Here is a 22,984-nt window from a genome sequence, read left to right as displayed (position 1 = left end):
GCTGGGTGGGCCGGTCAGCCGCCGGCCGGTGGGGTGGGCCCGGCCGGCGTGACGCCGGGCAGGGGCGACAGGAACGGCAGGCCGGTGCCCGCCGGCTGGGTGGCCGCGAGGGCGTGCAGCACGCCGGCGGTGCCGGTGGCCAGGTCCATGGAGAGCCGCAGCAACTGGTCGCCGGGGAAGGCGGTCGCCCCCCGGAACGGCAGCGCGTGCCAGCTCAGCAGCCGAGCCTGCCGGCGCGCCGCCTCGACCTCACCGCGTGCCGCCAGGTAGGTCACCATGCCGGCGCGGCCGGCGAAGAGTCCGGACTGGGCGTAGAACGGGAAGTCGGCGCAGCGGCGGATCGCCTCGGCCGCGGTGCGCAGGCCCTCGTCGTCGCGGTGGCGCAGGTACTGGTCGAGCACCAGGCCGATGCCGACGCTGCCCTCGCCGAGGTAGGGCATGGTCCGCCAGCCCTCGTTGACCTCCAGGTGGCCGGCGTCGCGCCGGACGCACCGGCGCAGGTCCTGCCGCAGCGCGGTCGCCGCGTGCTCGAGCAGGCTCGGGTCCTGGTCCAGCTCGTACATCCGCAGCAGCATCAGCGCCACGCCCGCCCCGCCCCGGAGCAGCCCCGCGTACGGGTGCCGACCGCCGCTGACCTCGGCCACCGACTCGACGTCGCCGAGCCGGCCGACGACCAGGTCGACCGCCCGGCGTGCCGCGTCGGCGTACCGCCCGTCGCCGGTGCGGCCGGCGAAGTGGGCCAGGTTGAGCGCGACCCCGGACAGGCCGCTCGTCAGGTCGTCGCCGAGTTCGGTCCACGGCTCGTCGAGGCAGCGGTCCAGCAGCCGTACCGCCTCGGTGCGGTGCCCGAGCAGGTCCAGCACGTACGCGACGCCGTGCAGCCCGTCGTAGAAGCCGAGCCGGCTGCCGGACGCCGGTTCCCGTACCCGGTCGAGCACCCATTGCTCGTGCCGGGGGTCGGTGCCGGCGCCGCCGGCGTGCAGCGCCCAGAGCACCCCGGCCGCGCCGTGAGCCAGGTTGAGCCCGCCGTCGGCTCCGGCGAACTGCCGGATGTCGCCGGGGAAGAGGCGGTCGTCGCGGTGCGGGGTGGCGCTCGCGGTGATCGCGGTGGCCAGCCGGTCGCGCAGCGCCGGCCAGTCGTCCGGGTCGATCCGCGGCCGGTCCGGGTAGCGGTCGACGGCCCCGGCCTCCGTTCCGGCCCGGGTTTCGGTCTCGGCCCGGGTCCCGACCCGGGCCGGTTCGTCGCCCGCAAGGCGGGCCGGGAACTGACCGACCTCGGGCGCGGTCCGGCCGAGGATCACGGCGACCGCCTCGTCGAGCAGGTCCCGGGGGACCGGGAAGTGTTCCGCCACCACCTCGGCCAGGTGGGCCGCCTTCTCCGGCGCCAGCCGCAGCATCGCGGTCAGCGGCAGGAACAGGGCCAGCCGCAGGCACGCCAGGGCGTACCGGTCCACCTCGACGCCGGTCCGGTCGCGGGGCGCGGCGAATGCCTGGTTGCGCAGCGCCGGCCGGGTGGCCGCCGCGGCGGGGGTGGCCACCTCGAAGTCGATCAGCGTGACGTCCCCGTCGTCGCCGACCATGATGTTGAACATGTGCAGGTCGCCGTAGACCACGCCGTGGGCATGGATGGCCTGCACCGCCTCGGCGACCTGCCGGTGCACCTCGAGGGCCCACCGGGTGTACGCGGCCGGGTCGGCGTCGAGGTGGACCAGCGGGTAGCGCTCCACCACGAGTTGGTTCAGCGGGCGGCCCGCGACGAAGGTCAGCGCCAGGAACTCGTGGCCGCCGAAGCTGAACTCGTCGTGCACCCGCACCAGGTGCGGCACGTCGGCGAGCCGGCGCAGCGTCTCGGCCTCCCGGCGCAGGCGGGTGACCGCGTCCGCGCCGGTGGCGTCCAGCCCGGCGTGCGGGCGGGCCTCCTTCAGCACCACCCGGTCCCCGGTGCGGGTGTCCCGGGCCTCGTAGAGACCGCCGCCGTTGGAGAAGTGGATGACCTTGTCGATCCGGTAGGGCAGGTCGGTGGTGGTGGCGGCGTTCCGGGCGGCCAGGTGCGGGGCGAGGAAGTCCGGGAGGGTGACCCAGTCGGGCAGGTGGAAGACCGGGTCGCGTCGGTCGGGCACCAGGGTGCCGTTGGCGTCCTCGATCGCCGGCACGACCTGGCCCTCGGGGGAGAGGCAGTACCGGGCGGCGAAACCGCCGTAGCGCAGGTAGACCGGGCCGTCGCCGTAGCGGAGGTCGCTCAGGATGTACGGTCCGGTCTCCCCGTCGAGCAGCGCGGCGAGCTCCTTGGCGGTCAGCTCCAGTTCCGCGTCGTCGCGGGGGTAGACGGTGATGAACTTGCCGCTGGCCGCCCGGCGGGCATACTTGCTGTTGCGCATGAGCAGCATCCGCGGGCCGCGCAGGTGCTTGAACGGGATGCCGCGGGGCCGGCAGTAGTCCATCACCCGGGCCAGCACCCGCTCCGCGTTGTCCAACCGGGCCGACACGTGGATCTTCCACCCCTGGGGCGGGAGGGAGCCGTCGACCGGCGCGTGGATCAGCCAGTCATCCTTGATCTCGTGCTCCCAACCGGGCGCCGACTGGCGGTCCGTCAGGTAGCCGGGGGCCTCGGCGGCGGAGCTGGCGAGCGAGTCGTAGAACAGCGGGTCGACCGCGCAGTACGAGTCGTACCGTTCGTCCATGTCGTCTGCCTCCACCGGCTGATCGGGTGAGGTCAATCCTGCGGACGGAGGAGGACGGAGCAAAGTGTGATCGGTCATGACCGGTGTGTGATGTTCGCACCCCGAATTCGTGACAATGGCGGAGTTTAAAATCGCGAATGCCGCATCAGCGGTGCGCCGGGTCCCTCCTGAACACGCGAAGACCCGCACCGGCACGGGGGCTGGTGCGGGTCTCGCGAGCCGGCCGATCGCCGGCGGTGGACTCAGTAGACGGTCACGCCGTACGCGCTGGCCGCCTCGGTGACCGGCTGGAAGAACGTGGTGCCGCCGCGCTTGCAGTCACCGCTGCCGCCAGAGGTGATGCCGAGCGCCTTGGTGCCGTCGTAGAGCGGGCCGCCGGAGTCGCCGGGCTCGGCGCAGACGGTGGTCTGGATCATGCCCTTGACGGTGCCGCTGCCCTGGTAGCGGACGGTCACGTTGAGCGCGGTCACGGTGCCGCTGTGGGTGCCCGTGGTGGAGCCGGTCCGCTTGACCGCCTCACCCACGAACGCGTTGGCGGCGGTGTAGCCGCCGGGGTGGCTCAGCCCGGCGTTGTCGTAGCGGACCAGGGCGTAGTCGTTGCCCGGGAAGCTGGACCCGACCGTCGGGCCGATCAGCGTGGACTGGCTGGAGTTGGTGTACCAGGTGTTGGCGACGTCGCCGCAGTGCCCGGCGGTGAGGAAGTAGTACGCCCCACCCTTGACCACGTTGAACCCGAGCGAGCAGCGGTAGCCGCCGCCGTAGATGGCGTCACCGGCGGAGAGCAGCGGCCGGAAGACGCCCTTGGCCCGGTCCACCCGGATCGCACCGGCCGTGGCGCCGGCGCTCTTCTTGAGCGTGGCCAGCTCGGCGGCGGAGACGCTCTCGTCGGCGGTCACCACCACCCGGTTGGTGGCGGTGTCCACCCGCCAGGCGATGCCGTCGACACCGGAGGCCGTGACGGCGGCGTCGACCTGGGCGAGCTGGCCGGCGGTGTAGCTCGGAGCGGCCGAGGCCGGCCCGGTGAACGCGCCGGCGGCCACCAGGCCGACGGTCGCGGCGAGCAGGGGAGTCAGTCGACTGCGGCGGATTCTCACGGTCTTCTCCTCGGACGGTGAAGGCCGCCGGTTGCGTCGGCGTCCATGCCGTGTCGCCGGGATCCGTTCGGGGTGTGACCTCGGCGAACGCTGTAGCCGCGAGTATCCACCTGGGTCGATGTCGGGACAAGGGGTGAGCGGCGTGTCGACCGGGAGCTGACTAGGGTGGCAGCGCGGGAGGTGGCGACATGGCGGAGCTGAGCGGACCGGCCCGGGCCGGACTGGAGGCGGCGGTGCCGGGCGGGGTGGCGACCCGGGCCGCGGACCGGCTGCGGCTGGCCCACGACGCCTCGCACTACCTGCTGCACCCGAGCGCGGTGGTCACCCCCGCCGACGCCGGGCAGGTCGCCGCGCTGCTGCGGCACAGCCACCGCACCGGCACCCCGCTGACCTTCCGCTCCGGCGGCACCAGCCTCAGCGGGCAGGCGGTCACCGACCACCTCCTGGTCGACACCCGCCGGCACTTCCGCGACCTCGAGGTGCTCGACGAGGGCCGGCGCGTGCGGGTGCAGCCGGGAGTCGTGCTGCGGCAGGTCAACGCCCGGCTCGCCCGGTACGGCCGCAAGCTCGGCCCGGACCCGGCCAGCGAGTCCGCCTGCACGATCGGCGGCGTGGTGGCCAACAACTCCAGCGGGATGACCTGCGGCACCGAGTTCAACACCTACCGCACCCTGGAGTCGGTGCTGCTGGTGCTGCCCGGCGGCACCGTGCTGGACACCGGCGCCCCGGACGCCGACGACCGGTTGCGGGCGGCCGAGCCGGAGCTGCACGCCGGGCTGCTGCGGCTGCGCGACCGGGTCCGCGACAACCCGGACTCGGTGCGCCGGATCCGCGCCCAGTACGCCATGAAGAACACCATGGGGTACGGGGTGAACGCCTTCCTCGACCACGACACGCCCGCCGACCTGCTCACCCGCCTCGTGGTGGGCAGCGAGGGCACCCTCGCCTTCGTGGCGGCCGCGACCTTCCGTACCGTGCCGGTGCACCGGCACGCCGCGACCGGCCTGATGGTCTTCGACACCCTGGGCGCGGCGATGGCCGCCATGCCGGCCCTGGTGGCCGCCGGGCCGGCGGCGGTCGAACTGCTCGACGCCGCCGCCCTGCGGGTGGCCCAGACCGACCCGAAGGCGGACGCCGCGCTGCGCGGCCTCGCGGTGCGCGAGCACGCCGCGCTGCTGGTCGAGTGGCAGGAGTCCGACCCGGAGGCGCTCGCCGCGCGGGTCGCGGCGGCCCGGCCGGTGCTCGCCGACCTGCCGCTGACCGCGCCGGCCCGGCTCAGCGGGGAGCCGGCCGCGCGGGCCGCGCTGTGGCACATCCGCAAGGGTTTGTACGCCGCCGTGGCCGGCGCCCGGCCGTCCGGCACCACCGCGCTGCTGGAGGACATCGCCGTCCCGGTGGGCGCGCTCGCCGACACCTGCGCGGCGCTCGCCGACCTGTTCGCCCGGCACCGGTACGAGCAGAGCGTCATCTTCGGCCACGCCAAGGACGGCAACCTGCACTTCATGCTCAACGAGCGGTTCTCCCACGGCGCGGCGCCGGCCCGGTACGCCGACTTCACCGAGGAGATGGTCGACCTGGTGCTCGGCCACGGCGGCACGCTCAAGGCCGAGCACGGCACCGGCCGGGTGATGGCCCCGTACGTGCGCCGCCAGTTCGGCGACGAGCTGTACGAGGTGATGCGCGAGCTCAAGACGCTCTGCGACCCGGCCGGCGTGCTCAACCCGGGCGTGCTGCTCAGCGACGACCCGGAGATCCACATGCGGCACCTGAAGACCGTGCCGACCGTGGAGGAGGAGGTGGACCGCTGCGTCGAGTGCGGCTACTGCGAGCCGGTCTGCCCCAGCCGCGATCTCACCACCACGCCGCGGCAGCGGATCGTGCTGCGCCGGGAGATCGCCGCCGCCCGCGCCGACGGCGACCTGGCCCTGGCCCGCGAGCTGGAGCGGGCGTACGACTACGACGCGGTGCAGACCTGCGCGGTCGACGGGATGTGCGCCACCGCCTGCCCGGTGCTGATCAACACCGGTGACCTGGTGAAGCGGCTGCGTGCCGAGGAGAACGGCCCGGTGGCGCAGGCCGGCTGGCGGGGGGCGGCCCGGCGCTGGGGCGCGGCGACCCGCGGCCTGGCCCGCGGCCTCGACCTGGCCGGCGCGGTGCCGCCCGCGCTGCCCGAGACCGCGACCCGGGCCGCCCGCGCGGTGCTCGGCGCCGACCGGGTGCCGCAGTGGCGCCGCGACCTGCCGGCCGGCGGCGCGGTCCGGCGTCCGCACCCGGTCGACGACCCGGACGCGGTGTTCGTGCCGTCCTGCCTGGGCACGCTCTTCGCGCCGGCCGAGGGCGGCTCCGGGGTGGCGGCCGCGCTGCTGACCCTCGCCGAGCGGGCCGGGGTGCGGCTGCTCGTGCCCGACGGCATCGCCGCCACCTGCTGCGGCACCCCTTGGTCGTCCAAGGGCCTCACCGCCGGCTACCGCGCGGTCCACGACCGGGTCGCGCCGGCGCTGCGGGCGGCCAGCCGTGCCGGGGCGCTGCCCCTGGTCAGCGACGCCGCGTCGTGCACCGAGGGGTTCGCCCGGCTGCTGGCCGACGCCGGTGACCTGCGGGTGGTCGACGCCGTCGGGTATGTCGCCACCGACCTGCTGCCCCGGCTCACCGTCCGGCGCCGGCTGGGTTCGCTCGCCCTGCACCCGACCTGCTCGTCCACCCGGCTCGGGCTGGACGAGGCGCTGCTCGCGGTGGCCGGGGCGATCGCCGAGGAGGTGGTGGTGCCGGACGGCTGGCAGTGCTGCGGCTTCGCCGGCGACCGGGGCCTGCTGCACCCGGAGCTGACCGCCTCGGCCACCCGGGCGGAGGCCGCCGCCGTCGCCGGGCGCCCCTTCGACGGGTACGCCTCGGTGAACCGCACCTGCGAGATCGGCCTGGCCCGGGCCACCGGGCAGCCGTACCGGCACCTGCTGGAGCTGCTGGCCGACGCGACCGCCTGACCGCCGGCGGGTAGCATTCGCCGGCGTGTGGCGTAGCTGGTGGTTCGCGGGTCTGCTGGTGGCGTGCGCTCTGTTCGTCGCGGCGGTCCAGGACGACCGGCGGGTCGGCCTCGTCGAGCTGATCGTCTTCCTGGCGCTGGCGGTCCTGGCGTCGCCGCTGGTGTTCCCCCGCTCGCTGACCGCCGCGCAGGCGCAGCAGCGCAGCGCCCGCGACGGGCGGCCGGTCGTCTACTGGCGGCCCGGCTGCCGGTACTGCCTGCGCCTGCGCCGCCGGCTCGGCCGCCGGGCCGGCCAGGCGTACTGGGTGAACATCTGGCGCGATCCGGCCGGGGCGGCGGCGGTCCGGGCCGTCACGGGCGGCGACGAGACGGTGCCGACGGTGGTCGCCGGCGGCGAGGCCGTGGTGAATCCGGAGCCGGCCTGGGTGCTGAGCCGGCTCGCTCCCTGACACCCCCGGCGTTCGCCACCGGTCCGGATGGGCCGCCCGGCCGGGCCGGATCCCGGGACGTTGGGCTCTGCCGCCCCGGACCGCACCTCGGGTTCGATGAACTCCGACGGGTTCGGTGTGGACGCTGGAGGTCGCGATGAGAAGAAGCTGGCCGTACTCGGACGACGACCTACGCCGGATGTACGCGGGCGGGCGCGCCGACGCCACCGCGCGGCGCTTCGCCCGGGTGTGGGCGGTGGTGCTCGGAGCCGGGCTGCTGCCCCGGCGCTGGGTGACGCTCGAGGTCCGTGGCCGCCGCACCGGGCGGCGCACCCGCTTCCCGCTGGGCATGGCCGACTGGCAGGGGGAGTGGTATCTGGTCCCGATGCTGGGCGAGGACTGCAACTGGGTCCGCAACGTCCGCGCGGCCGGGGGCCGGGCCACCATCCGGCACGGCCGGGCCCGGGCCTGCCGGCTGATCGAGGTCCCCGTCGCGGAGCGGGCCCCGATCCTGAAGCGCTACCTGCAGAAGGTGCCCGGGGCGCGACCGCACATGCCCGTCGATCGGCACGCGTCGCTGGCCGAGTTCGCCGCGATCGCGCCGCGCTACCCGGCCTTCCGGGTGGTCCGCGAGCCGCGGGCCGGCGCGCCGACCCGTCGACGGGAAGCCGCCTGACGGGGTACCGGTCAGAAGCGTGCCACCAGATCCGAACGGGGTCTCCACCCGCGACCAGAACCCCAGCTCGACAACACCACGGCTACCGTCCGTGCGCCAGAGTTCTCGTCAGACCGTCGGGGCTTCCCAGGTGGTCAGGCAGAAGGGATGGCCGGCCGGGTCAGCGTAGACGAAGCATTGTTCGCTGTTGGGCTGGAAGTCGTATTTCGTGGCGCCAGCGGCGAGCACGCGCGCCTCGGCGGCGTCTCGGTCCTCGACCATGAAGTCGAGGTGCATCATGCTCGACGCGGTGGGGTCGGGCCAGGAAGGAGGCGTGTATCCGGGCACGGTCTGGAAATTCAGCCGCCCGGCCGGGCTCTGCACGCATGCCCACTCGTCGCCGAACTGCGTCATCGTCCCGCCGGTGATGTCGGCGTAGAACTCCGCCAGGCGGATGGCGTCCGAACTGTCCAGAGTGACCGCGCTCAGCCGGATCTTGTCGGACATGTTGCCCTCTTCTGGTCCAGGCCGCCAGTAGCCCCACCGACGGCATTGCATGACGGACAGCACCATATCGAAGTCGACAGAACCGGCACTCGAAGGTGCCTTCTGGCGAGCTCTCCCGGCGGGATCGAGACGCGGCGATCACCGCCGGCATTCGATGTTCGGCGATACGGCTCGTGCGCAGACCATGGCGGGTGACCGAGACTGTAGCGATGTCGCAAGATGTCGGGGGCGCGCCGCGCAGCCAGGTAGCAATCACCGCCCTGCTCATAGGCGCTGGCGTGCTCATCCTCCTCGTCCCCGCCGGCGCCGAGGGCAAGGTACTCGTGCCCCTCAGCGAAGGTCACGGGCTGTCCGCTGTGGACGGGGTCGGCGCGGCGCTGCTGGCGGTGGGCGCTACCTGGCTGGAAGTGCTCGTGGTACGGCGTCTGCCGTACCTCGCCCTGCCCCCACGGGCCTTGTTCGCCCTCGGCCTGCTGGCCGGCCTCGGCATCGGGCTCCTGGTCGCCTCGGTCTTTTCGCGGTTCTTCTGGTGGTGGGCTGTCGGCGCCGCCGCACTGGGCCTTGCCGTCCTCGTCCTCGTGCCTCTCACGGCGCGCCGTGGAGGCCGCTGACCGAACGTCCGGTTCCGCCGCAGACACGGCGCGCCCGGCTACTGCTGCGCCGGGCGCTGTCCCCCACCCCTCGCGATCCGTCAGCCGGCGCGGTGCGTCAGAGTGGCATCACTGACCCTTGCGCATGGCATCACGATGATGCCATGATGGCGTCATGGAACTCCGCAGCTACGTCGACGCGATCCGCCAGCAGCTCGCCGTGGCCGCCGCGGCCGGCGGCGACGACGCCCGGGACCTGGCCGAGCGGCTCACCGCGCCGCTCGAGTCCGCGGTCCGGCTCGCCCTGCTGGACGCGCTCTCCGAGGCGGCCACGGAGATCACGCGTGATCTCGCCCCCGGCTCGGTCGACCTGCGGCTGCGCGACCGGGAGCCCAGCTTCGTGGTGACACCACCGCCGGCCGAGCAGTACGCCGACGAAGCGGCGGCAGCGGCGGCCCCGCCGAACCCGCTGCCGACGCCCGCCGAGGGCGAGGACGAGGCAACCGTGCGGATCAGCCTGCGCCTGCCGGAGCACCTCAAGGCGCGCGTCGAGCAGGCCGCCGCCCGCGCCGGCGTCTCGATCAACACCTGGCTGATCCGGGCCGCGGCCGCCGCCGTCGACACCGACAACCAGCAGCACCGTCCCGACGCCCCCCGCCGGTCCGGCATCGCCACCGGCGGCCAGCGCTTCACCGGCTGGGTGCGCTAGCCCCACCGACATCCCGAAAGGGGAGCAACATGCCATCCTTCGACACCCCCACCCCGATCACCGCGTCGGTCGAACTCGTCGCCGGCGACGTACGGATCGTCGCCGCTGCGCGCACCGACACCGTCGTCCAGGTGCGCCCGGCCGATGACGCCGAGGAGCGCGACGTGCGCGCCGCCGCGCAGACCCGGGTGGAGTACGCCGCCGGCCGCCTCGTGATCCGCGGGACCAAGCAGCCCGGCTTCGGCGTATTCGGCAGGACCGGTTCGGTCGAGGTGACCATCGAGCTGCCGGCCGGCTCCAGCGTGGAGGGCAAGCTGGGCGCCGGCACGGTCACCTGTTCCGGCGCGCTGGCCGACTGCCGGCTCAAGACCGGCGCCGGGGACCTGCAGGTCGAGGACGCCGGGACGCTCACCCTGCACACCGGCTTCGGCGCGGCCATCGCGCAGAACGTGGCCGGCAACGCCGACGTCACCACCGGCTCCGGCAAGGTCAGCCTCCGCACCGTCGGCGGGCACGCCGTGCTGAAGAACGGCAACGGCGAGACGTGGATCGGCGACGCGCGTGGCGAACTGCGGATCAACGCCGCGAACGGCGACGTCTCCGCCGAGCACGCGGCCGGCTCCGTGGCGGCGACCACCGCCAACGGCAGCATCCGCATCGGTGAGCTGGTGCGCGGCCACGCGAGCCTGCGCACCGCGGCGGGGCGGATCGAGATCGGCATCCGGCGCGGCACGGCGGCCCGGCTCGACCTGCACACCCAGTTCGGCAAGGTGTGCAACGGCCTGGACGCCGCCGCCGGACCCGCCGACAGCGACGAGAAGGCCGAGGTGCGGGCCCGCACCGCGTTCGGCGACATCCTCATCCACCGCGCCTGACCTTGCCCGGCGGATGACCGGTCCCGGGACGTCCGGCCCGGCTCCGGTACCCGACGTCGGGTACCGGAGCCGGGCGTTCGCGCCGGGTCAGGTGTCGCGTGCCACCAGCCGGCCCATCCGCACCGCGGTGAAGACTGCGGCGGCCAGCGCGACGTCGGACAGGAGCATGAGGCCGATCGCGTAGGAGCCCTGCGACCCGTAGACCCAGCCCATCACCAGCGGCGGGACGAAGCCGCCGAGGCCACCGGCGGCGCCCACCAGGCCGGTGACGGCACCCACCTGGTCGGCCGGGGCGACCTTGCCGACCAGCGCGAACACCGCACCGCTGGCCGCGCCGAGCAGGACCGCCATGCCGAGCAGCGCGACCGTCGCCACCGGCACCAGGGTGGGCTGGAACGCCTGGACCACCGCGAACGCGGCGACCCCACCGAAGCACCACACCAGCACCGGCACCGGGTGCAGCCGGTCGGAGAGCCAGCCACCCAGCGGCCGGGCGGCCACCGCGAGGACCACGAAGCCGGCGGTACGCAACGCGCCGTCGGCGGCGTCGAGGCCGTAGGCGGTGCGCAGGTAGGCGGGCAGGTACACGCTGAACGCCACGAAACCGCCGAAGCCCACCGCGTACAGGAAGCAGAGCTGCCAGGTGACGGTCAGCCGGCCGACCGCGCGGAGCCGTCGCCACGCCGAGCCGGTCGGCCGGGCCCGCTGCGGCGCGTCGCGCAGCAGCAGCACCGACAGCACCGCGTAACCGGCCAGGATCGCGGCGACGAGCAGGAACGGCGCCCGGGGGCCGTAGGCGTCGGCGAGCCGGACGGTGGTGAAGTTGGCGATCGCGGTGCCGCCCATGCCGACGCCGAACACGCCGATGGCGAAGCCCTGCCGGGCCGGCGGGTACCAGCCGGACACCAGGGGCACGCCGACGGCGAAGGCGGTGCCGCCGATGCCGAGGAAGAAGCCGGTGATGATCAGCGCGGGGTAGCTGGAGACCACGCTCAGGGTCAGCACCGGCCCGATGGTGGCGACCGTGACCAGCGGGAACACCACGCGCGCCCCGTACCGGTCGGTGAGCGCGCCGACCGGGATGCGCCCCAGCGAGCCGACCACCACCGGCACGGCCACCAGCAGGGACTGGGCGGCGAAGCTGAGGTCGAGGCGCTCCTTGATGCCCGGGCCGAGCGGGCCCAGCAGCGCCCACGCCCAGAAGTTGACCAGGAACCCGAGGGTCGCCAGGGCCAGCTGCACGGTGGCGCCGGACCGGGCCGGTCCGGGCGGGCCGGCGCCGGCGCTGCCGGCCGCGGGCGTGCTGCCGGGCGCCGGGCTGTCGCGGGCGATGCTCATCGCAGCTCTCCGGGGGGCGTCGTCGTGCGGGTCAGCGGCGGGTACGGCGGCGGTCGCCGCCCGGGGCGGGCAGCCGGGGCGGGCCCTCCCAGCCGGGCCGGGCCGGCCGCAGCCCGGGCCGGTCGTCGCGGCTGCGGTACACGACGTACGGGCGGGTGGCGTAGCCGACCGGGGCGCTGAACGCGTGCACGAGCCGGGTGAACGGCCAGAACGCGAAGAGCGCGAAGGCGGCCACGACGTGGATCTGGAAGCCGACCGGCACGCCGGCCATGACCTCCGGGTCGGGGCTGAGGTAGAACAGCGACCGGAACCACGGGGACACCGTCTCCCGGTAGTCGTAGCCGTCGCCGACCACGTTGGCCCGCACCGTGGCCAGCAGCCCCAGCACGATCACCCCGGCGAGCACCACGTACATCGCCTTGTCGTTGCGGGTGGTGGCGGCGAAGACCGGCCCGGTCAGCCGCCGGCGGACGATCAGGATGGCCAGTCCGATCAGCGTGCAGAGGCCGGCCACCGTGCCGATGAACACGGCCATCAGGTGGTACGTGTGCTCGGTGACGCCGACGGCCTCGGTCCAGGACTTCGGCACCAGCAGGCCGCCGACGTGGCCGACCAGCACCATCAGCACGCCGAAGTGGAACAGCGGGCTGCCCCAGCGCAGGATGTTGCTCTCGTAGAGCTGCGACGAGCGGGTGGTCCAGCCGAACTTGTCGTACCGGTGCCGCCAGATCAGGCCGCCGACCAGCACGGCCAGCGCCAGGTACGGGTACACGACCCAGAGCAGGATGTTCATCGGCGGCCTCCCGAGGTGTCCACGAGTCCGAACGGTTCCACGCCGACCTGCTCCGCCGGTGGTCCGGTGCGGGCCAGCCGGGCCGCGGCGGCCAGGTCCGCGGGCTGGGCCGGCGGCAGCATCTCGCGTACCGCGGCCACCGCGTGCCGGTAGACCGACCGCTCCCGGCCCAGCGCCTCGACCAGCAGGTCCAGGCCGACCCGGTGGTCCCGGAGCAGCCGCCACCCGCCGTCGTCGGCGGCGGCCAGGTCGAGCACCGCCGGCAGGAAGTCGGGCAGCTCACCGTCGACCACGGCCAGCCCGGCCCGCCGGTACGCGCCGGAGAAGCCGACCAGCGCCTCGCCGCGGCGGCGGGTGTCGCCGCAGGTGTAGTAGGTCAGATGCAGGCAGCAGCGGCGGCGGAAGTCGAACAACTCCACGTACCCGGCCCGCAGCTCGCCGGCGGTGCCGGCCGCCCGGTGGGCGACCACCTCGTGCAGCGGCCCGGCCACCGGGGCCGGTACGCCGTCGAGCGCGGCGCGCACGGTGGGCAGCGCGGCGAGCACCTCGTCGTCGGGATAGCGCAGCAGCAGGGACGCCGCGCGGGCGGCCACCCGCCGCCAGGTCGGCTGGCTCACCGGTCACCTCCGTCGGTGGGCTCGGACTCGGGATGGCGGGGCGGGAAGAGCCCTCGGGGGGTGCCCTTGCCGTCCCAGTTGAGCAGGTTGACCCGGCGCGGCTCGTCGCCCGGGTCGGTGAAGCCGTCGGCGGTCTGCCGGTCGCGCAGCATGTGGAAGGTCTCCACCTGCACCGGCACCGGCGTGCCGGAGGACTCCCCGAAGGGTCCCTGGCCGTACGGGCCGCCGCCGCCCATGCCGGGGCCGCCCTCGTAGTCGAGGCTGCACTCGGTGGCGACCTTCTCCAGCCGGTGGGCGTCCTCGGCGTGCGCGGCGGGGATGACGTAGCGCTGCTCGTACTTGGCGATGGCGAGCAGCCGGTACATCTCGTCCATCTCGGCGCCGGTCATCCCGACGGCGGCGGCGATGGACTCGTCGCGGGTCTCACCCAGGTTGATCCGGCGCTGGTAGGCGCGCATCGCGGCGAGCCGGTTCAACACCGCGCGCACCGGCTCGGGGTCGCCGGCGGTGAACAGCTCGGCGAGGTACTCCACCGGGATGCGCAGCGCGTCGATGGCGCCGAACAGGTTGCCGGCCTGCTCCGCGTCGTGGCCGGTGTCCCGCAGCACGTCCGCCACCGGCGACAGCGGCGGGATGTACCAGACCATCGGCATGGTCCGGTACTCCGGGTGCAGGGGCAGCGCCACCTCGTACCGCATGACCAGGTCCCAGACCGGCGAGCGCTGGGCCGCGTCGATCCAGTCGTCGGGGATGCCGGCTTCCCGGGCGGCGGCGACCACCCCCGGGTCGTGCGGGTCGAGGAAGACCGACCGCTGGGCGTCGTAGAGGTCGTGCTCGTCCTCGACCGCGGCGGCCTCGGCGACCCGGTCGGCGTCGTAGAGCATCAGCCCCAGGTAGCGCAGCCGGCCGACGCAGGTCTCCGAGCAGATGGTGGGCTGGCCGATCTCGATGCGCGGGAAGCAGAAGGTGCACTTCTCCGCCTTGCCGGTGCGGTGGTTGAAGTACACCTTCTTGTACGGGCAGCCGGTCACGCACATCCGCCAGCCCCGGCAGCGGTCCTGGTCGACCAGCACGATGCCGTCCTCGGCCCGCTTGTAGATCGCGCCCGAGGGGCAGGAGGCGGCGCAGGACGGGTTGAGGCAGTGCTCGCAGATGCGCGGCAGGAAGAACATGAACGTCTTCTCGAACTCCTGCTTCACCTGGTCGGACACCTTGGCCAGCACCGGGTCGCCGGCGGCGATCTCGTTGCCGCCGGCCAGCGAGTCGTCCCAGTTGGCGCTCCAGGAGATCTTCGTGTCCTTGCCGGTGAGCAGGGACTTCGGCCGGGCCACCGGGGTGTCGTCGCCGGCCGGGGCGGTGAGCAGGTGCTCGTAGTCGTAGGTCCAGGGCTCGTAGTAGTCCTGCATGGACGGCAGCTTCGGGTTGGCGAAGATGCTGAACAGCTTCTTCACCCGGCCGCCGGCGCGCGGCTTGAGCCGGCCGGAGCGGGTCCGGGTCCAGCCGCCCTGCCACCGCTGCTGGTCCTCGTAGGTGCGCGGGTAGCCCTGCCCGGGCCGGGTCTCCACGTTGTTGAACCAGACGTACTCGACGCCGGACCGGTTCGTCCACGCCTGCTTGCAGGTGACCGAGCAGGTGTGGCACCCGATGCACTTGTCGAGGTTCATCACCATCGCCATCTGCGCCATGACCCGCATCAGTACTGCACCTCCTGGGAGCGGCGGCGGATCACGGTGACCTCGTCGCGCTGGTTGCCGGTCGGACCGAGGTAGTTGAAGGCGAAGGAGAGCTGGGCGTACCCGCCGATCAGGTGGGTGGGCTTGACCAGCAGCCGGGTCAGCGAGTTGTGGATGCCGCCGCGCCGGCCGTTGACCTCCGCCTTCGGCACGTCGATCACCCGCTCCTGGGCGTGGTACATGTACACGGTGCCCTCGGGCATCTTGTGCGTCACCACCGCCCGGCAGACCACCACGCCGTTGCGGTTGACCGCCTCGATCCACTCGTTGTCCCGTACGCCGATCTTCGCGGCGTCGGCCTCGCTCATCCACATCGTCGGCCCGCCCCGGGACAGCGTCAGCATGATCAGGTTGTCCTGGTACTCGGAGTGGATGGACCACTTCGAGTGCGGGGTGAGGTACCGGACGGTGATCTCCAGCTCCCCGTTGGCGCCCAACCGCGGCTCGCCGAAGAGCTTGTGCATGTCCAGCGGCGGCCGGAAGATCGGCAACGCCTCGCCGGCCTCGTGCATCCAGTCGTGGTCGAGGAAGAAGTGCTGCCGGCCGGTCAGCGTGTGCCACGGCTTGAGCCGCTCGGTGTTGATGGTGAACGGCGAGTACCGCCGCCCACCGTGCTCGCTGCCCGACCACTCCGGACTGGTGATCACCGGCACCGGGCGGGACTGGGTGTCGGCGAAGGTGATCTGCTTGCCCTCGTGCTCGGCGGCCAGGTCGGCCAGGCGTACCCCGGTGCGCTTCTCCACGTCGTGGAACCCGGCGGTGGCCACCCGGCCGTTGGTGGTGCCGGAGAGCGCGAGGATCGCCTCGCAGGCGTGCACGTCGGTGGCGAGCGACGGCCGCCCGTCGGCCACGCCGCCGCGCACCGCGCCGTTCTTGTGCCGCAGGTAGTCCACCTCCGGCCGGACGTCCACCGACACGCCCTTGCCGGTGGTGCCGAGGGAGTCCAGCAGCGGCCCGAGGGCGGCCATCTGGTCGGCCACCGCGGCGTAGTCGCGCTCGACCACCAGCAGTTTCGGCATGGTGCGGCCCGGCACCGGCGCCGTACCTTCGGCTGCCCAGTCGTGGACCCGGCCGTACGGGGTGGCCATCGCGTCCGGCGTGTCGTGCAGCAGCGGCGCCGCGACCAGGTCCCGGCGTACGCCCAGGTGGGTCGCCGCCAGCGCGGAGAACGCCTGGGCGATGCCGTGGAAGGCCTGGAAGTCGGTCCGGGTCTGCCACGGCGGGTTGATCGCCGGGGTGAACGCGTGCACGAACGGGTGCATGTCGGTGCTGCTCAGGTCGTGCTTCTCGTACCAGGTGGCGGCCGGCAGCACGATGTCGGAGAACAGGGTCGTGGAGGTCATCCGGAAGTCCAGCGACACCAGCAGGTCCAGCTTGCCCTCGGGCGCCTCGTCCCGCCAGGTCACGTCCTTCGGGCGCAGCTCGGCGGGCGCCTCCGTCGCGCGCAGGTTGGCGTCGGTGCCGAGCAGGTGGCGCAGGAAGTACTCGTTGCCCTTGGCCGACGAGCCGAGCAGGTTGGCCCGCCACACGGTGAGCACCCGGGGCCAGTTCTCCGGCGCGTCGGGGTCGGTGCAGGCGAACCGCACCGCGCCCGCGCCGACCTGCTCGGCGACCCAGCCGCCCGGGTCGTCGGGCCGGGCCGCGAGGGCCTCGTCGGCCAGGTCCAGGGGGCTGCGGTCGAAGGTGGGCGCCGACGGCATCCAGCCCGACCGGGCGGACTGGGCCAGCAGGTCCATGGTGTGCTTGCCGGCGAACGCGCCGGTGCCGGTCGGCGAGGCCACCACGTCGGCGGAGTAGGTGTCGTAGCGCCACTGGTCGGTGTGCACGTACCAGAACGCGGTGCCGATCATCTGTCGGGGCGGGCGCACCCAGTCCAGCCCGAACGCGAGCTGCTGCCAGCCGGTCACCGGCCGGCACTTCTCCTGCCCGACGTAGTGCGCCCAGCCGCCGCCGTTGACCCCCTGGCAGCCGGTGAGCGTGACCAGCGCCAGGATTGCGCGGTAGGTCGCGTCGGAGTGGAACCAGTGGTTGGTGCCCGCGCCGAGCAGGATCATCGACCGGCCGCCGGAGCGCTCGGCGTTGTCGGCGAACTCCCGGGCCACCCGCGCCACCTGCGCGGCCGGTACCCCGGTGATCGGCTCCTGCCACGCCGGCGTGTACGGCGCCGCGACGTCGTCGTAGCCGGCCGGCCACTGCCCGGGCAGCCCGTCGCGGGCCACCCCGTACTGGGCCAGCAGCAGGTCGAACACGCTGGTCACGAGCTGGCCGGCCACCGTCCGGGTGGGCACGCCGCGGCGCAGCACCTGCGGGGTGTCGGTGTCGAAGCGGGGCAGCTCCACCTCCACCGGGTCGCCGGCGCCGAGGCAGGTCAGCGCCGGCTCCAGGGCACCGAGGTCGAGGTTCCACTGGCCCGGCTGCTCGCCCCAGCGGTGCCCGAGGCTGCCGCGCGGCACGGCCGGCGCGCCGGCCGCCGAGTCCCACAGCACCGTCTTGAACGCCGCCTCCGTCCCGGTCTCGCCGAGCTCCGCGGCGGTGAGGAACTTCCCCGGCCGGTACGCGCCGTCGGCGCCCGGCTCCAGGGTGACCAGGAACGGCAGGTCGGTGAAGCGGCGCACGTAGTCCACGAACCGTGGGGTGCGCCGGTCGACGAAGAACTCCTTGAGGATGACGTGCCCCATCGCCATGGCGAGCGCGCCGTCGGTGCCGGGCTGGGCCGGCATCCACTCGTCGGCGAACTTCACGTTGTCGGCGAAGTCGGGGCTGACCACCACCACCTTCTGACCCCGGTAGCGCGCCTCGGCCATCCAGTGCGCGTCCGGCGTACGGGTCACCGGGACGTTGGAGCCCCACATGACGAAGTACGAGGCGTCCCACCAGTCGCCGGACTCGGGCACGTCGGTCTGGTCGCCGAACACCTGCGGGGAGGCCACCGGCAGGTCGGCGTACCAGTCGTAGAAGGAGAGCATCGACCCGCCGAGCAGCGACACGAAACGCGCGCCGACGGCGTGCGACACCATCGACATCGCCGGGATGGGGGAGAAGCCGGCGATCCGGTCCGGGCCGTGCTCGACGATCGTGTGCACGTGGGCCGCGGCGATCATCTCCTGCGCCTCGTCCCAGCTGATCCGCACCAGGCCGCCCTTGCCGCGCGCCTTCTGGTAGCGGCGGCGCCGCTCCGGGTCGGCCTGGAGGTCCGCCCAGGCCGCCACCGGGTCACCGAGCCGCCGCTTCGCCTCCCGGTACAGCTCCACCAGCACCCCCCGGGCGTACGGGTAGCGCACCCGGGTGGGGGAGTAGGTGTACCAGGAGAAGGCGGCGCCCCGGGGGCAGCCGCGCGGCTCGTACTCCGGCCGGTCCGGCCCGACGCTCGGGTAGTCGGTCTGCTGCTGCTCCCAGGTGATGATGCCGTCCTTGACGTACACCTTCCAGGAGCACGAGCCGGTGCAGTTGACCCCGTGCGTGGAGCGCACCACCTTGTCGTAGGACCAGCGGTCGCGGTAGAAGGCGTCCGCCTCCCGCCCGCCGATCTGGTGCAGCGTCCGGCCGTCGGCGGAGACCTCCGCGCGGCGGACCAGTCCACCCACCGCCAGCAGCGCCCGTTCCGCACTCTCGGTCGCTCGCGACATACGCCTCATTCCCTCGATAGCTTCTGCCGTAATGCCCCACGCTCGTGGCAGGCGTGCCGGAGCGCAACCCGGAGCGGCCCCATCGCGACGATCCTGACCGGAGATCACCTGCCGGGACCCGGGCCGAAAGTCCCGAGATCACCGCCGGCGCCGACCGCCGAGCGGGCGCCGTCGGTCCAGCCCGTGGCCGGACCCTCGCCACGAGGGGCCCGGGCGGCCCGTTCAGTCGAGCAGTCCGATCACCGTTCCGGAGCGCGAAGTCGAGCCCGGCAATTGCCGCTCGGACTGTTCGACAACGTGCTGCGCGTCGTCCCGGCCCGGCCGGTAGCGACACGCACCGTCGGCGGCAGATCGGGACGCCGGCCCGGCGACTCGACCAAGATGGTGGGGTGAAGGCGATCTACCCAGACAACGGCGACGGCGACCGGGCGGCTGACTCGGAGGCCGTACCCGGCCTGCGTCCCGACCTCGAAGGCGCCTCTGACGTCGCATCGCTCACGCTCGAGGTCGACGGAGAGGTGTTCACCTGCCGCCCGAACGAGTTCGGCGGCACCGACTACACGTGGATCAGCGGGCCGAACCCCGGCTACGGATTCGGGGTGAGTCCGACCCCGAACCCGTCGCTCGACGAGCACGTGGAGAACATCCGTGGCTTCCTGGGCGTCGTTGACCCGACCACGGGACATATCGAGACCGACTGAGCAGTGGAGCCGCCGCTCCACCCCCGACGATCGAGGGCCGTCGGGCTACCGGGCAACTCGATTCATCGCCGGGTCAGCGGGGTCTCGGATTCGACGCGGGTCAGCTTCTCGGGATTGCGGACGTAGTAGAGGCCGGTGATGCGGGCGTCCTCGACACGGGCCGCCATGATGCCGTCAATCTCGCCGTCGAGGCGTACGAGGAGTGCCGGATTGCCGTTGACCACGGTCGGTTCAGCGGTGAGCGTGCCGTCGACCTTGCCCAGACCACCAAAGAGCATCCGAACCGCCTTCTCGGCGCCGATGACCGGCCGGAGGGCGGCCTGCTTGACGCCGCCTCCGTCGCCCACCAGGACTACGTCAGGAGCAAGCACGTCGAGCAGTCCCTGCAGGTCCCGGCCCTCGACCGCGCGCTGGAACGCTCTCAGAGCCGCCCGGGTCTCGCTCGGGGAGACCACCTGACGAGGGCGGCGGGCGTCGACGTGCTGGCGGGCGCGGTGCGCGATCTGGTGGACGGCCGATGGGCTCTTGCCGACGGCGACGGCGATCTCGTCGTAGCTGACATCGAAAGCCTCGCGCAGCACGAAGACGACGCGTTCCGTCGGCGACAACGTCTCTAGGACGATCATGAGCCCGATGGACACGCTCTCGGCGAGCTCTACGTCCTCGGCCACGTCCGGCGCGGTGAGCAGTGGATCGGGCAGCCAAGGGCCGACGTAGGCCTCCTTGCGGCGTTTCGCGGCACGCAGCCGGTTGAGCGACTGCCGGGTCGTGATCCGGATCAGGTAGGCGCGCTGGTCGCGCACGTTCTTCGCGTCCACCTTGATCCACCGCAGCCAGGTCTCCTGGAGGACGTCTTCGGCGTCGGCCGCCGATCCGAGCATCTCGTACGCGATGGTGAAGAGCAGGTTGCGGTAGGTGACGAAGGTGTCCGTCGCCGGGTCGATGGCGCGGCTCATATCGTGGCCCTTCTCTGTCGCGGGCGGCCCTGGTCGCCGGAGACCTTCGGCCCTGCGCGATCCGCACGGTGGCGCTGCCGGCTGTGTTGCTGCCGAGGTGCTGGTTCTGGCAGGACCGGCGACGCCGCGCTCGTACCCGATCCAGGGCCTGCCGGACACGGGCTGGCCGCGACCGGTCGGCTCAGCCCGGCCGGAGCCGCTGCCGGGGCGCCGGCCGGTCGGGGCCGCGGCGCCAACACGGCGTTACCTCGCCATCGGCACATCTTCGTCATCCGGTGAACGGCTCAAGGCCGAAGCGGCCCCATGCGACGAAGGCCGCGAGCACAACGTAGCCCAGGTTCACCACTACCAGCCGGGGCTGGCCCAGGCGGACGTGGATGATCGTCGCGCCGACCATGAGCAGAACCCAGCAGACGGCGGTCACCGGCACCATGAACGGCGCGATGTCGAGAACGGCGGGCAGGGTCAGGCCCACCGCGCCCAGGAGCTCGAGAACCCCGATGGTCCTGATGAAGCCCTTGCTGGCATGTCCGGTCCATTCCCCGCCTTTCAACGCAGCTAGTTTCTCCTTGGGTACGAGCGTCTTGGTGATGCCGCCGGTCAGAGAGACCGCTGCCAGCAATCCGGCAGCGATCCACAGCGCTAGATTCATCCGGTTTGTCCTTGTCTCTGACTCGGGTGCCTCGAAACCCATCCGGCACGGACGGAGCTCCGCCGGGACACCCGTGGTAGCTGGTAACCGCTTGAGCTGGGATCATCGATGGTTGGCGCAGGCCGTCCGTTAGCGGCGAATCGCCGCCTCGTCGCGCTTGGCCCGCAGCAACTCCTGGCGCCTGTCATCCTTGACCCAGGTGAGCGAGCCGGGCTTGCGTGCCTCGTTCGTCAGGTGCTGCACGGTGTGCTTGCAGACGAACTCCTTGAGCTTCGCGCCCGGGCCGCCGCCGATGTACAAGCCGTTGGCGGTGTCGTCCCTGGAGGCGAACTGGAAGATTCCGGCGCGCCGCCCCAAACTGATGCACTGGCCGAAGAACCCCAGGTTGATGGGCACCGGCTGCGCACCCCTGATCCGGGCCAGCACCGTGTCGGCGGCGTGCGCGCCGATCCTCGTCGCGGCCTGGCAGCTCATCCGGAACGGCAGGTCCGACGGCGCCGCCGAGTCCCCGGCCGCGACGATGCGCACGTCGTCGACGCTGGTCAACGTCTCATCGGTGAGCAGGCGGCCCAAGGCGTCGGTGCGCAGTCCGCTGCGCGCGGCCAGGTCCGGCACGCCGAACCCGGCGGTCCAGACGGTCACCGTGCTCGGCAACTCGCGGCCGTCCACGAGCTGCACGGCATCGCGAGTCACGGTCGTCACCTTCGTGCCGGGCCCGTCCACCACGGTCACCCCGAGCTTGGCCAGCCGCCTGGCAACCGAGCGTCGCGCCCGAGGATGCAGGTACGGACCGAGCGGCCCGCCGCAGACCAGGGTCACCGTGCGGCCGGCCTCTGCCAGCTCGGCGGCGGCCTCAATGCCGGTCGGACCGGCTCCCACCACCGTCACCGAGGCCGTACCAGGGAGACCGTCGAGGACCACCCGCAGCCGCTGCGCCTCCTCCAAGCTGGCAATCGGGTGGGCGAACTCGGCCGCTCCGGGCGTGCCCGGAGCGGCGCTGGCGCTGCCCACCGCGTAGATCAGGTATTCGTAGCCGACAGTGCCGCCGTCCGCCAGCGTCACGCAGCGCTCGGCCGCGTCGATCCGGGTCACCGTGTCGACCACCAGCCGGACGCCCTCGGCCAGGACCTCTCGGTAGTCGACGACCGCGTCATCGGACCCGCCCACCACCTGGTGCAGGCGGATCCGCTCGACAAACGTCCGGCGCGGATTGACCAACGTCACAGCCACATCGCCGCGCTGCGTCAGGCGATTGGCCGAAATGACCCCGGCGTACCCGCCGCCGACCACCACCACATCGATGTTCCCAGGCATAGCGCTTCCTCCGATCCAAGGGTTCGGCCTCAAGACACCGAGTGGCCGATCGCGCTGACATCGTGTGAGCGAGGCCACTGCGCAGGCCGGGCTGAACAGGCGGGGTTCCGCCGAGGCGAACGCTTCGCGAGGGCTTCGGCGGCGGCCACCGTGGGGGGCGGTGTAGCACTCCCGCACCGCGGCACGACTCTTCTGCCCTGTTCCCACGGTTGGTGTAGCCCAGGCTGATCCACACCAGACGTACGAGCACTGCTGGCCCGCGCCGACCCGGAGGTGGAGGAAGCGGCACGGGTGGGCGCCAAGGCCCAGGGGGCCACCCTGTTCGCCCTCCTGGCCGGCGGGTGGGCGATGCTGCTTGCTGCCGCTACCGGAAGAGACGAGGTCACCTTCGGGATGATCTACGTCGCGCGACGGGCGGCCGAGTCCGAGGCAGGATCACCCCGGCGTGCGCGGGGAGCAGGTCCACCACGACCCCCGGTTCACCCGGCCCGACGGATCACCCCCGCGTGCGCGGGGAGCAGACGCACGCCGCCGGGAAAACGTACCGGGTGGAGGGATCACCCCCGCGTGCGCGGGGAGCAGAGCTGCGCCGTCTGCACCGCCCCGCCACGATCCGCCATAACTGCCGTTGCAGTACTAATACTCCAGCCGCACTTCTGTTCGCGGTGTTTGCGCAGCTAGGACCGCCGATGCCGGATCAGGCGTCAGAGTACGTGATCGTCCATCGTAGACTGC

18 protein-coding genes are annotated in these 22,984 nt (G+C 73.0%); 7 read left to right on the top strand and 11 right to left on the bottom strand.

What is annotated here, in order from left to right:
* Positions 1-14: 14 nt before the first annotated feature.
* Both lanKC and ACIBPB_RS29665 read right to left on the bottom strand, forming a co-directional pair.
* A complete protein-coding gene (gene lanKC, locus ACIBPB_RS29670; RefSeq protein ID WP_396842741.1) occupies positions 15-2,681 on the bottom strand; it encodes a class III lanthionine synthetase LanKC in 2,667 nt (888 codons plus the stop codon).
* 242 nt (positions 2,682-2,923) lie between these two features.
* Entirely contained in the window at positions 2,924-3,775 is an 852-nt protein-coding gene (locus ACIBPB_RS29665) for a S1 family peptidase (protein WP_396842740.1), read from the bottom strand.
* A gap of 188 nt (positions 3,776-3,963) precedes the next feature.
* On the opposite strand from ACIBPB_RS29665, the gene ACIBPB_RS29660 reads away from it, so the two are divergent.
* The 3 genes from ACIBPB_RS29660 (at position 3,964) to ACIBPB_RS29650 (ending at position 7,859) form a co-directional block, all read left to right on the top strand.
* Positions 3,964-6,756 carry an FAD-binding and (Fe-S)-binding domain-containing protein gene (locus tag ACIBPB_RS29660; protein WP_396842739.1) on the top strand — a complete coding sequence of 931 codons (2,793 nt, stop codon included), beginning with the start codon at positions 3,964-3,966 and terminating at the stop codon, positions 6,754-6,756.
* A gap of 25 nt (positions 6,757-6,781) precedes the next feature.
* Positions 6,782-7,204: a glutaredoxin domain-containing protein gene (locus tag ACIBPB_RS29655; RefSeq protein ID WP_396842738.1), complete on the top strand. Its 423-nt coding sequence runs from the start codon at positions 6,782-6,784 to the stop codon at positions 7,202-7,204.
* A gap of 136 nt (positions 7,205-7,340) precedes the next feature.
* The gene (locus ACIBPB_RS29650; RefSeq protein ID WP_396842737.1) at positions 7,341-7,859 is read left to right on the top strand and encodes a nitroreductase/quinone reductase family protein; all 519 of its coding nucleotides are present in this window, start codon (positions 7,341-7,343) and stop codon (positions 7,857-7,859) included.
* 108 nt (positions 7,860-7,967) lie between these two features.
* Here the strand turns inward: ACIBPB_RS29650 and ACIBPB_RS29645 are convergent, their stop codons facing one another.
* Positions 7,968-8,345: a VOC family protein gene (locus ACIBPB_RS29645; RefSeq protein WP_396842736.1), complete on the bottom strand. Its 378-nt coding sequence runs from the start codon at positions 8,343-8,345 to the stop codon at positions 7,968-7,970.
* Positions 8,346-8,536: 191 nt separating this feature from the next.
* Here ACIBPB_RS29645 and ACIBPB_RS29640 point away from each other — a divergent pair, with 191 nt between their 5' ends.
* The 3 genes from ACIBPB_RS29640 to ACIBPB_RS29630 all read left to right on the top strand — a co-directional run bounded on the left by ACIBPB_RS29640 (position 8,537) and on the right by ACIBPB_RS29630 (position 10,519).
* Entirely contained in the window at positions 8,537-8,956 is a 420-nt protein-coding gene (locus tag ACIBPB_RS29640) for a hypothetical protein (protein WP_396842735.1), read from the top strand.
* A 154-nt stretch (positions 8,957-9,110) separates the two neighbouring features.
* A complete protein-coding gene (locus tag ACIBPB_RS29635) occupies positions 9,111-9,644 on the top strand; it encodes a toxin-antitoxin system HicB family antitoxin (RefSeq protein WP_396842734.1) in 534 nt (177 codons plus the stop codon).
* 29 nt (positions 9,645-9,673) lie between these two features.
* Positions 9,674-10,519 carry a DUF4097 family beta strand repeat-containing protein gene (locus ACIBPB_RS29630; protein ID WP_396842733.1) on the top strand — a complete coding sequence of 282 codons (846 nt, stop codon included), beginning with the start codon at positions 9,674-9,676 and terminating at the stop codon, positions 10,517-10,519.
* An 87-nt stretch (positions 10,520-10,606) separates the two neighbouring features.
* On the opposite strand, the gene ACIBPB_RS29625 is transcribed toward ACIBPB_RS29630, so the two are convergent.
* From ACIBPB_RS29625 to ACIBPB_RS29605, 5 genes are read right to left on the bottom strand one after another with little or no spacing between them, the layout of a single operon-like run.
* Positions 10,607-11,857 (bottom strand): nitrate/nitrite transporter, encoded by a 1,251-nt coding sequence (locus tag ACIBPB_RS29625; protein WP_396842732.1) that lies wholly within the window; start codon positions 11,855-11,857, stop codon positions 10,607-10,609.
* Between the two features lie 31 nt (positions 11,858-11,888).
* Positions 11,889-12,650: a respiratory nitrate reductase subunit gamma gene (narI, locus tag ACIBPB_RS29620; protein WP_396842731.1), complete on the bottom strand. Its 762-nt coding sequence runs from the start codon at positions 12,648-12,650 to the stop codon at positions 11,889-11,891.
* The gene (gene narJ / locus ACIBPB_RS29615; RefSeq protein ID WP_396842730.1) at positions 12,647-13,267 is read right to left on the bottom strand and encodes a nitrate reductase molybdenum cofactor assembly chaperone; all 621 of its coding nucleotides are present in this window, start codon (positions 13,265-13,267) and stop codon (positions 12,647-12,649) included. The genes narI and narJ overlap by 4 nt, the downstream gene beginning before the upstream one ends.
* On the bottom strand, positions 13,264-14,961 hold the full coding sequence (narH, locus tag ACIBPB_RS29610) for a nitrate reductase subunit beta (protein WP_396842729.1): 1,698 nt from the start codon (positions 14,959-14,961) through the stop codon (positions 13,264-13,266). Before narH ends, narJ begins: the two co-directional genes overlap by 4 nt.
* Positions 14,961-18,626, bottom strand: a complete 3,666-nt coding sequence (locus ACIBPB_RS29605; protein WP_396842728.1) for a nitrate reductase subunit alpha — start codon at positions 18,624-18,626, stop codon at positions 14,961-14,963. Before ACIBPB_RS29605 ends, narH begins: the two co-directional genes overlap by 1 nt.
* A gap of 389 nt (positions 18,627-19,015) precedes the next feature.
* Between ACIBPB_RS29605 and ACIBPB_RS29600 the strand changes: the two genes are divergently transcribed.
* Positions 19,016-19,327, top strand: a complete 312-nt coding sequence (locus tag ACIBPB_RS29600) for a hypothetical protein (RefSeq protein ID WP_396842727.1) — start codon at positions 19,016-19,018, stop codon at positions 19,325-19,327.
* A 62-nt stretch (positions 19,328-19,389) separates the two neighbouring features.
* Here ACIBPB_RS29600 and ACIBPB_RS29595 read toward each other — a convergent pair whose 3' ends face one another.
* The 3 genes from ACIBPB_RS29595 to ACIBPB_RS29585 form a co-directional block, all read right to left on the bottom strand.
* Positions 19,390-20,283 (bottom strand): RNA polymerase sigma-70 factor, encoded by an 894-nt coding sequence (locus ACIBPB_RS29595; protein WP_396842726.1) that lies wholly within the window; start codon positions 20,281-20,283, stop codon positions 19,390-19,392.
* Between the two features lie 268 nt (positions 20,284-20,551).
* Positions 20,552-20,935 (bottom strand): DoxX family protein, encoded by a 384-nt coding sequence (locus ACIBPB_RS29590; RefSeq protein ID WP_396842725.1) that lies wholly within the window; start codon positions 20,933-20,935, stop codon positions 20,552-20,554.
* Positions 20,936-21,064: 129 nt separating this feature from the next.
* On the bottom strand, positions 21,065-22,249 hold the full coding sequence (locus tag ACIBPB_RS29585) for an NAD(P)/FAD-dependent oxidoreductase (protein WP_396842724.1): 1,185 nt from the start codon (positions 22,247-22,249) through the stop codon (positions 21,065-21,067).
* Between the last annotated feature and the right edge of the window lie 735 nt (positions 22,250-22,984).

Source organism: Micromonospora sp. NPDC049836 (genome assembly GCF_044465125.1).
In the GTDB taxonomy this organism is placed as follows: Bacteria; Actinomycetota; Actinomycetes; order Mycobacteriales; family Micromonosporaceae; genus Micromonospora.
The sequence above is the reverse complement of the archived record's forward strand: the minus strand, read 5'-3'. Positions and strand labels throughout refer to the sequence as shown.

Excerpts from the sequence above, each read along its gene's own strand:
- ACIBPB_RS29595 (WP_396842726.1), bottom strand. The coding sequence starts at position 20,283 with ATGAGCCGCGCCATCGACCCGGCGACGGACACCTTCGTCACCTACCGC.
- ACIBPB_RS29585 (WP_396842724.1), bottom strand. The coding sequence starts at position 22,249 with ATGCCTGGGAACATCGATGTGGTGGTGGTCGGCGGCGGGTACGCCGGG.
- ACIBPB_RS29645 (WP_396842736.1), bottom strand. The coding sequence starts at position 8,345 with ATGTCCGACAAGATCCGGCTGAGCGCGGTCACTCTGGACAGTTCGGAC.
- ACIBPB_RS29630 (WP_396842733.1), top strand. The coding sequence starts at position 9,674 with ATGCCATCCTTCGACACCCCCACCCCGATCACCGCGTCGGTCGAACTC.
- ACIBPB_RS29590 (WP_396842725.1), bottom strand. The coding sequence starts at position 20,935 with ATGAATCTAGCGCTGTGGATCGCTGCCGGATTGCTGGCAGCGGTCTCT.
- narH (WP_396842729.1), bottom strand. The coding sequence starts at position 14,961 with ATGCGGGTCATGGCGCAGATGGCGATGGTGATGAACCTCGACAAGTGC.
- lanKC (WP_396842741.1), bottom strand. The coding sequence starts at position 2,681 with ATGGACGAACGGTACGACTCGTACTGCGCGGTCGACCCGCTGTTCTAC.
- ACIBPB_RS29660 (WP_396842739.1), top strand. The coding sequence starts at position 3,964 with ATGGCGGAGCTGAGCGGACCGGCCCGGGCCGGACTGGAGGCGGCGGTG.
- ACIBPB_RS29635 (WP_396842734.1), top strand. The coding sequence starts at position 9,111 with ATGGAACTCCGCAGCTACGTCGACGCGATCCGCCAGCAGCTCGCCGTG.
- ACIBPB_RS29650 (WP_396842737.1), top strand. The coding sequence starts at position 7,341 with ATGAGAAGAAGCTGGCCGTACTCGGACGACGACCTACGCCGGATGTAC.
- narI (WP_396842731.1), bottom strand. The coding sequence starts at position 12,650 with ATGAACATCCTGCTCTGGGTCGTGTACCCGTACCTGGCGCTGGCCGTG.
- ACIBPB_RS29625 (WP_396842732.1), bottom strand. The coding sequence starts at position 11,857 with ATGAGCATCGCCCGCGACAGCCCGGCGCCCGGCAGCACGCCCGCGGCC.
- ACIBPB_RS29605 (WP_396842728.1), bottom strand. The coding sequence starts at position 18,626 with ATGTCGCGAGCGACCGAGAGTGCGGAACGGGCGCTGCTGGCGGTGGGT.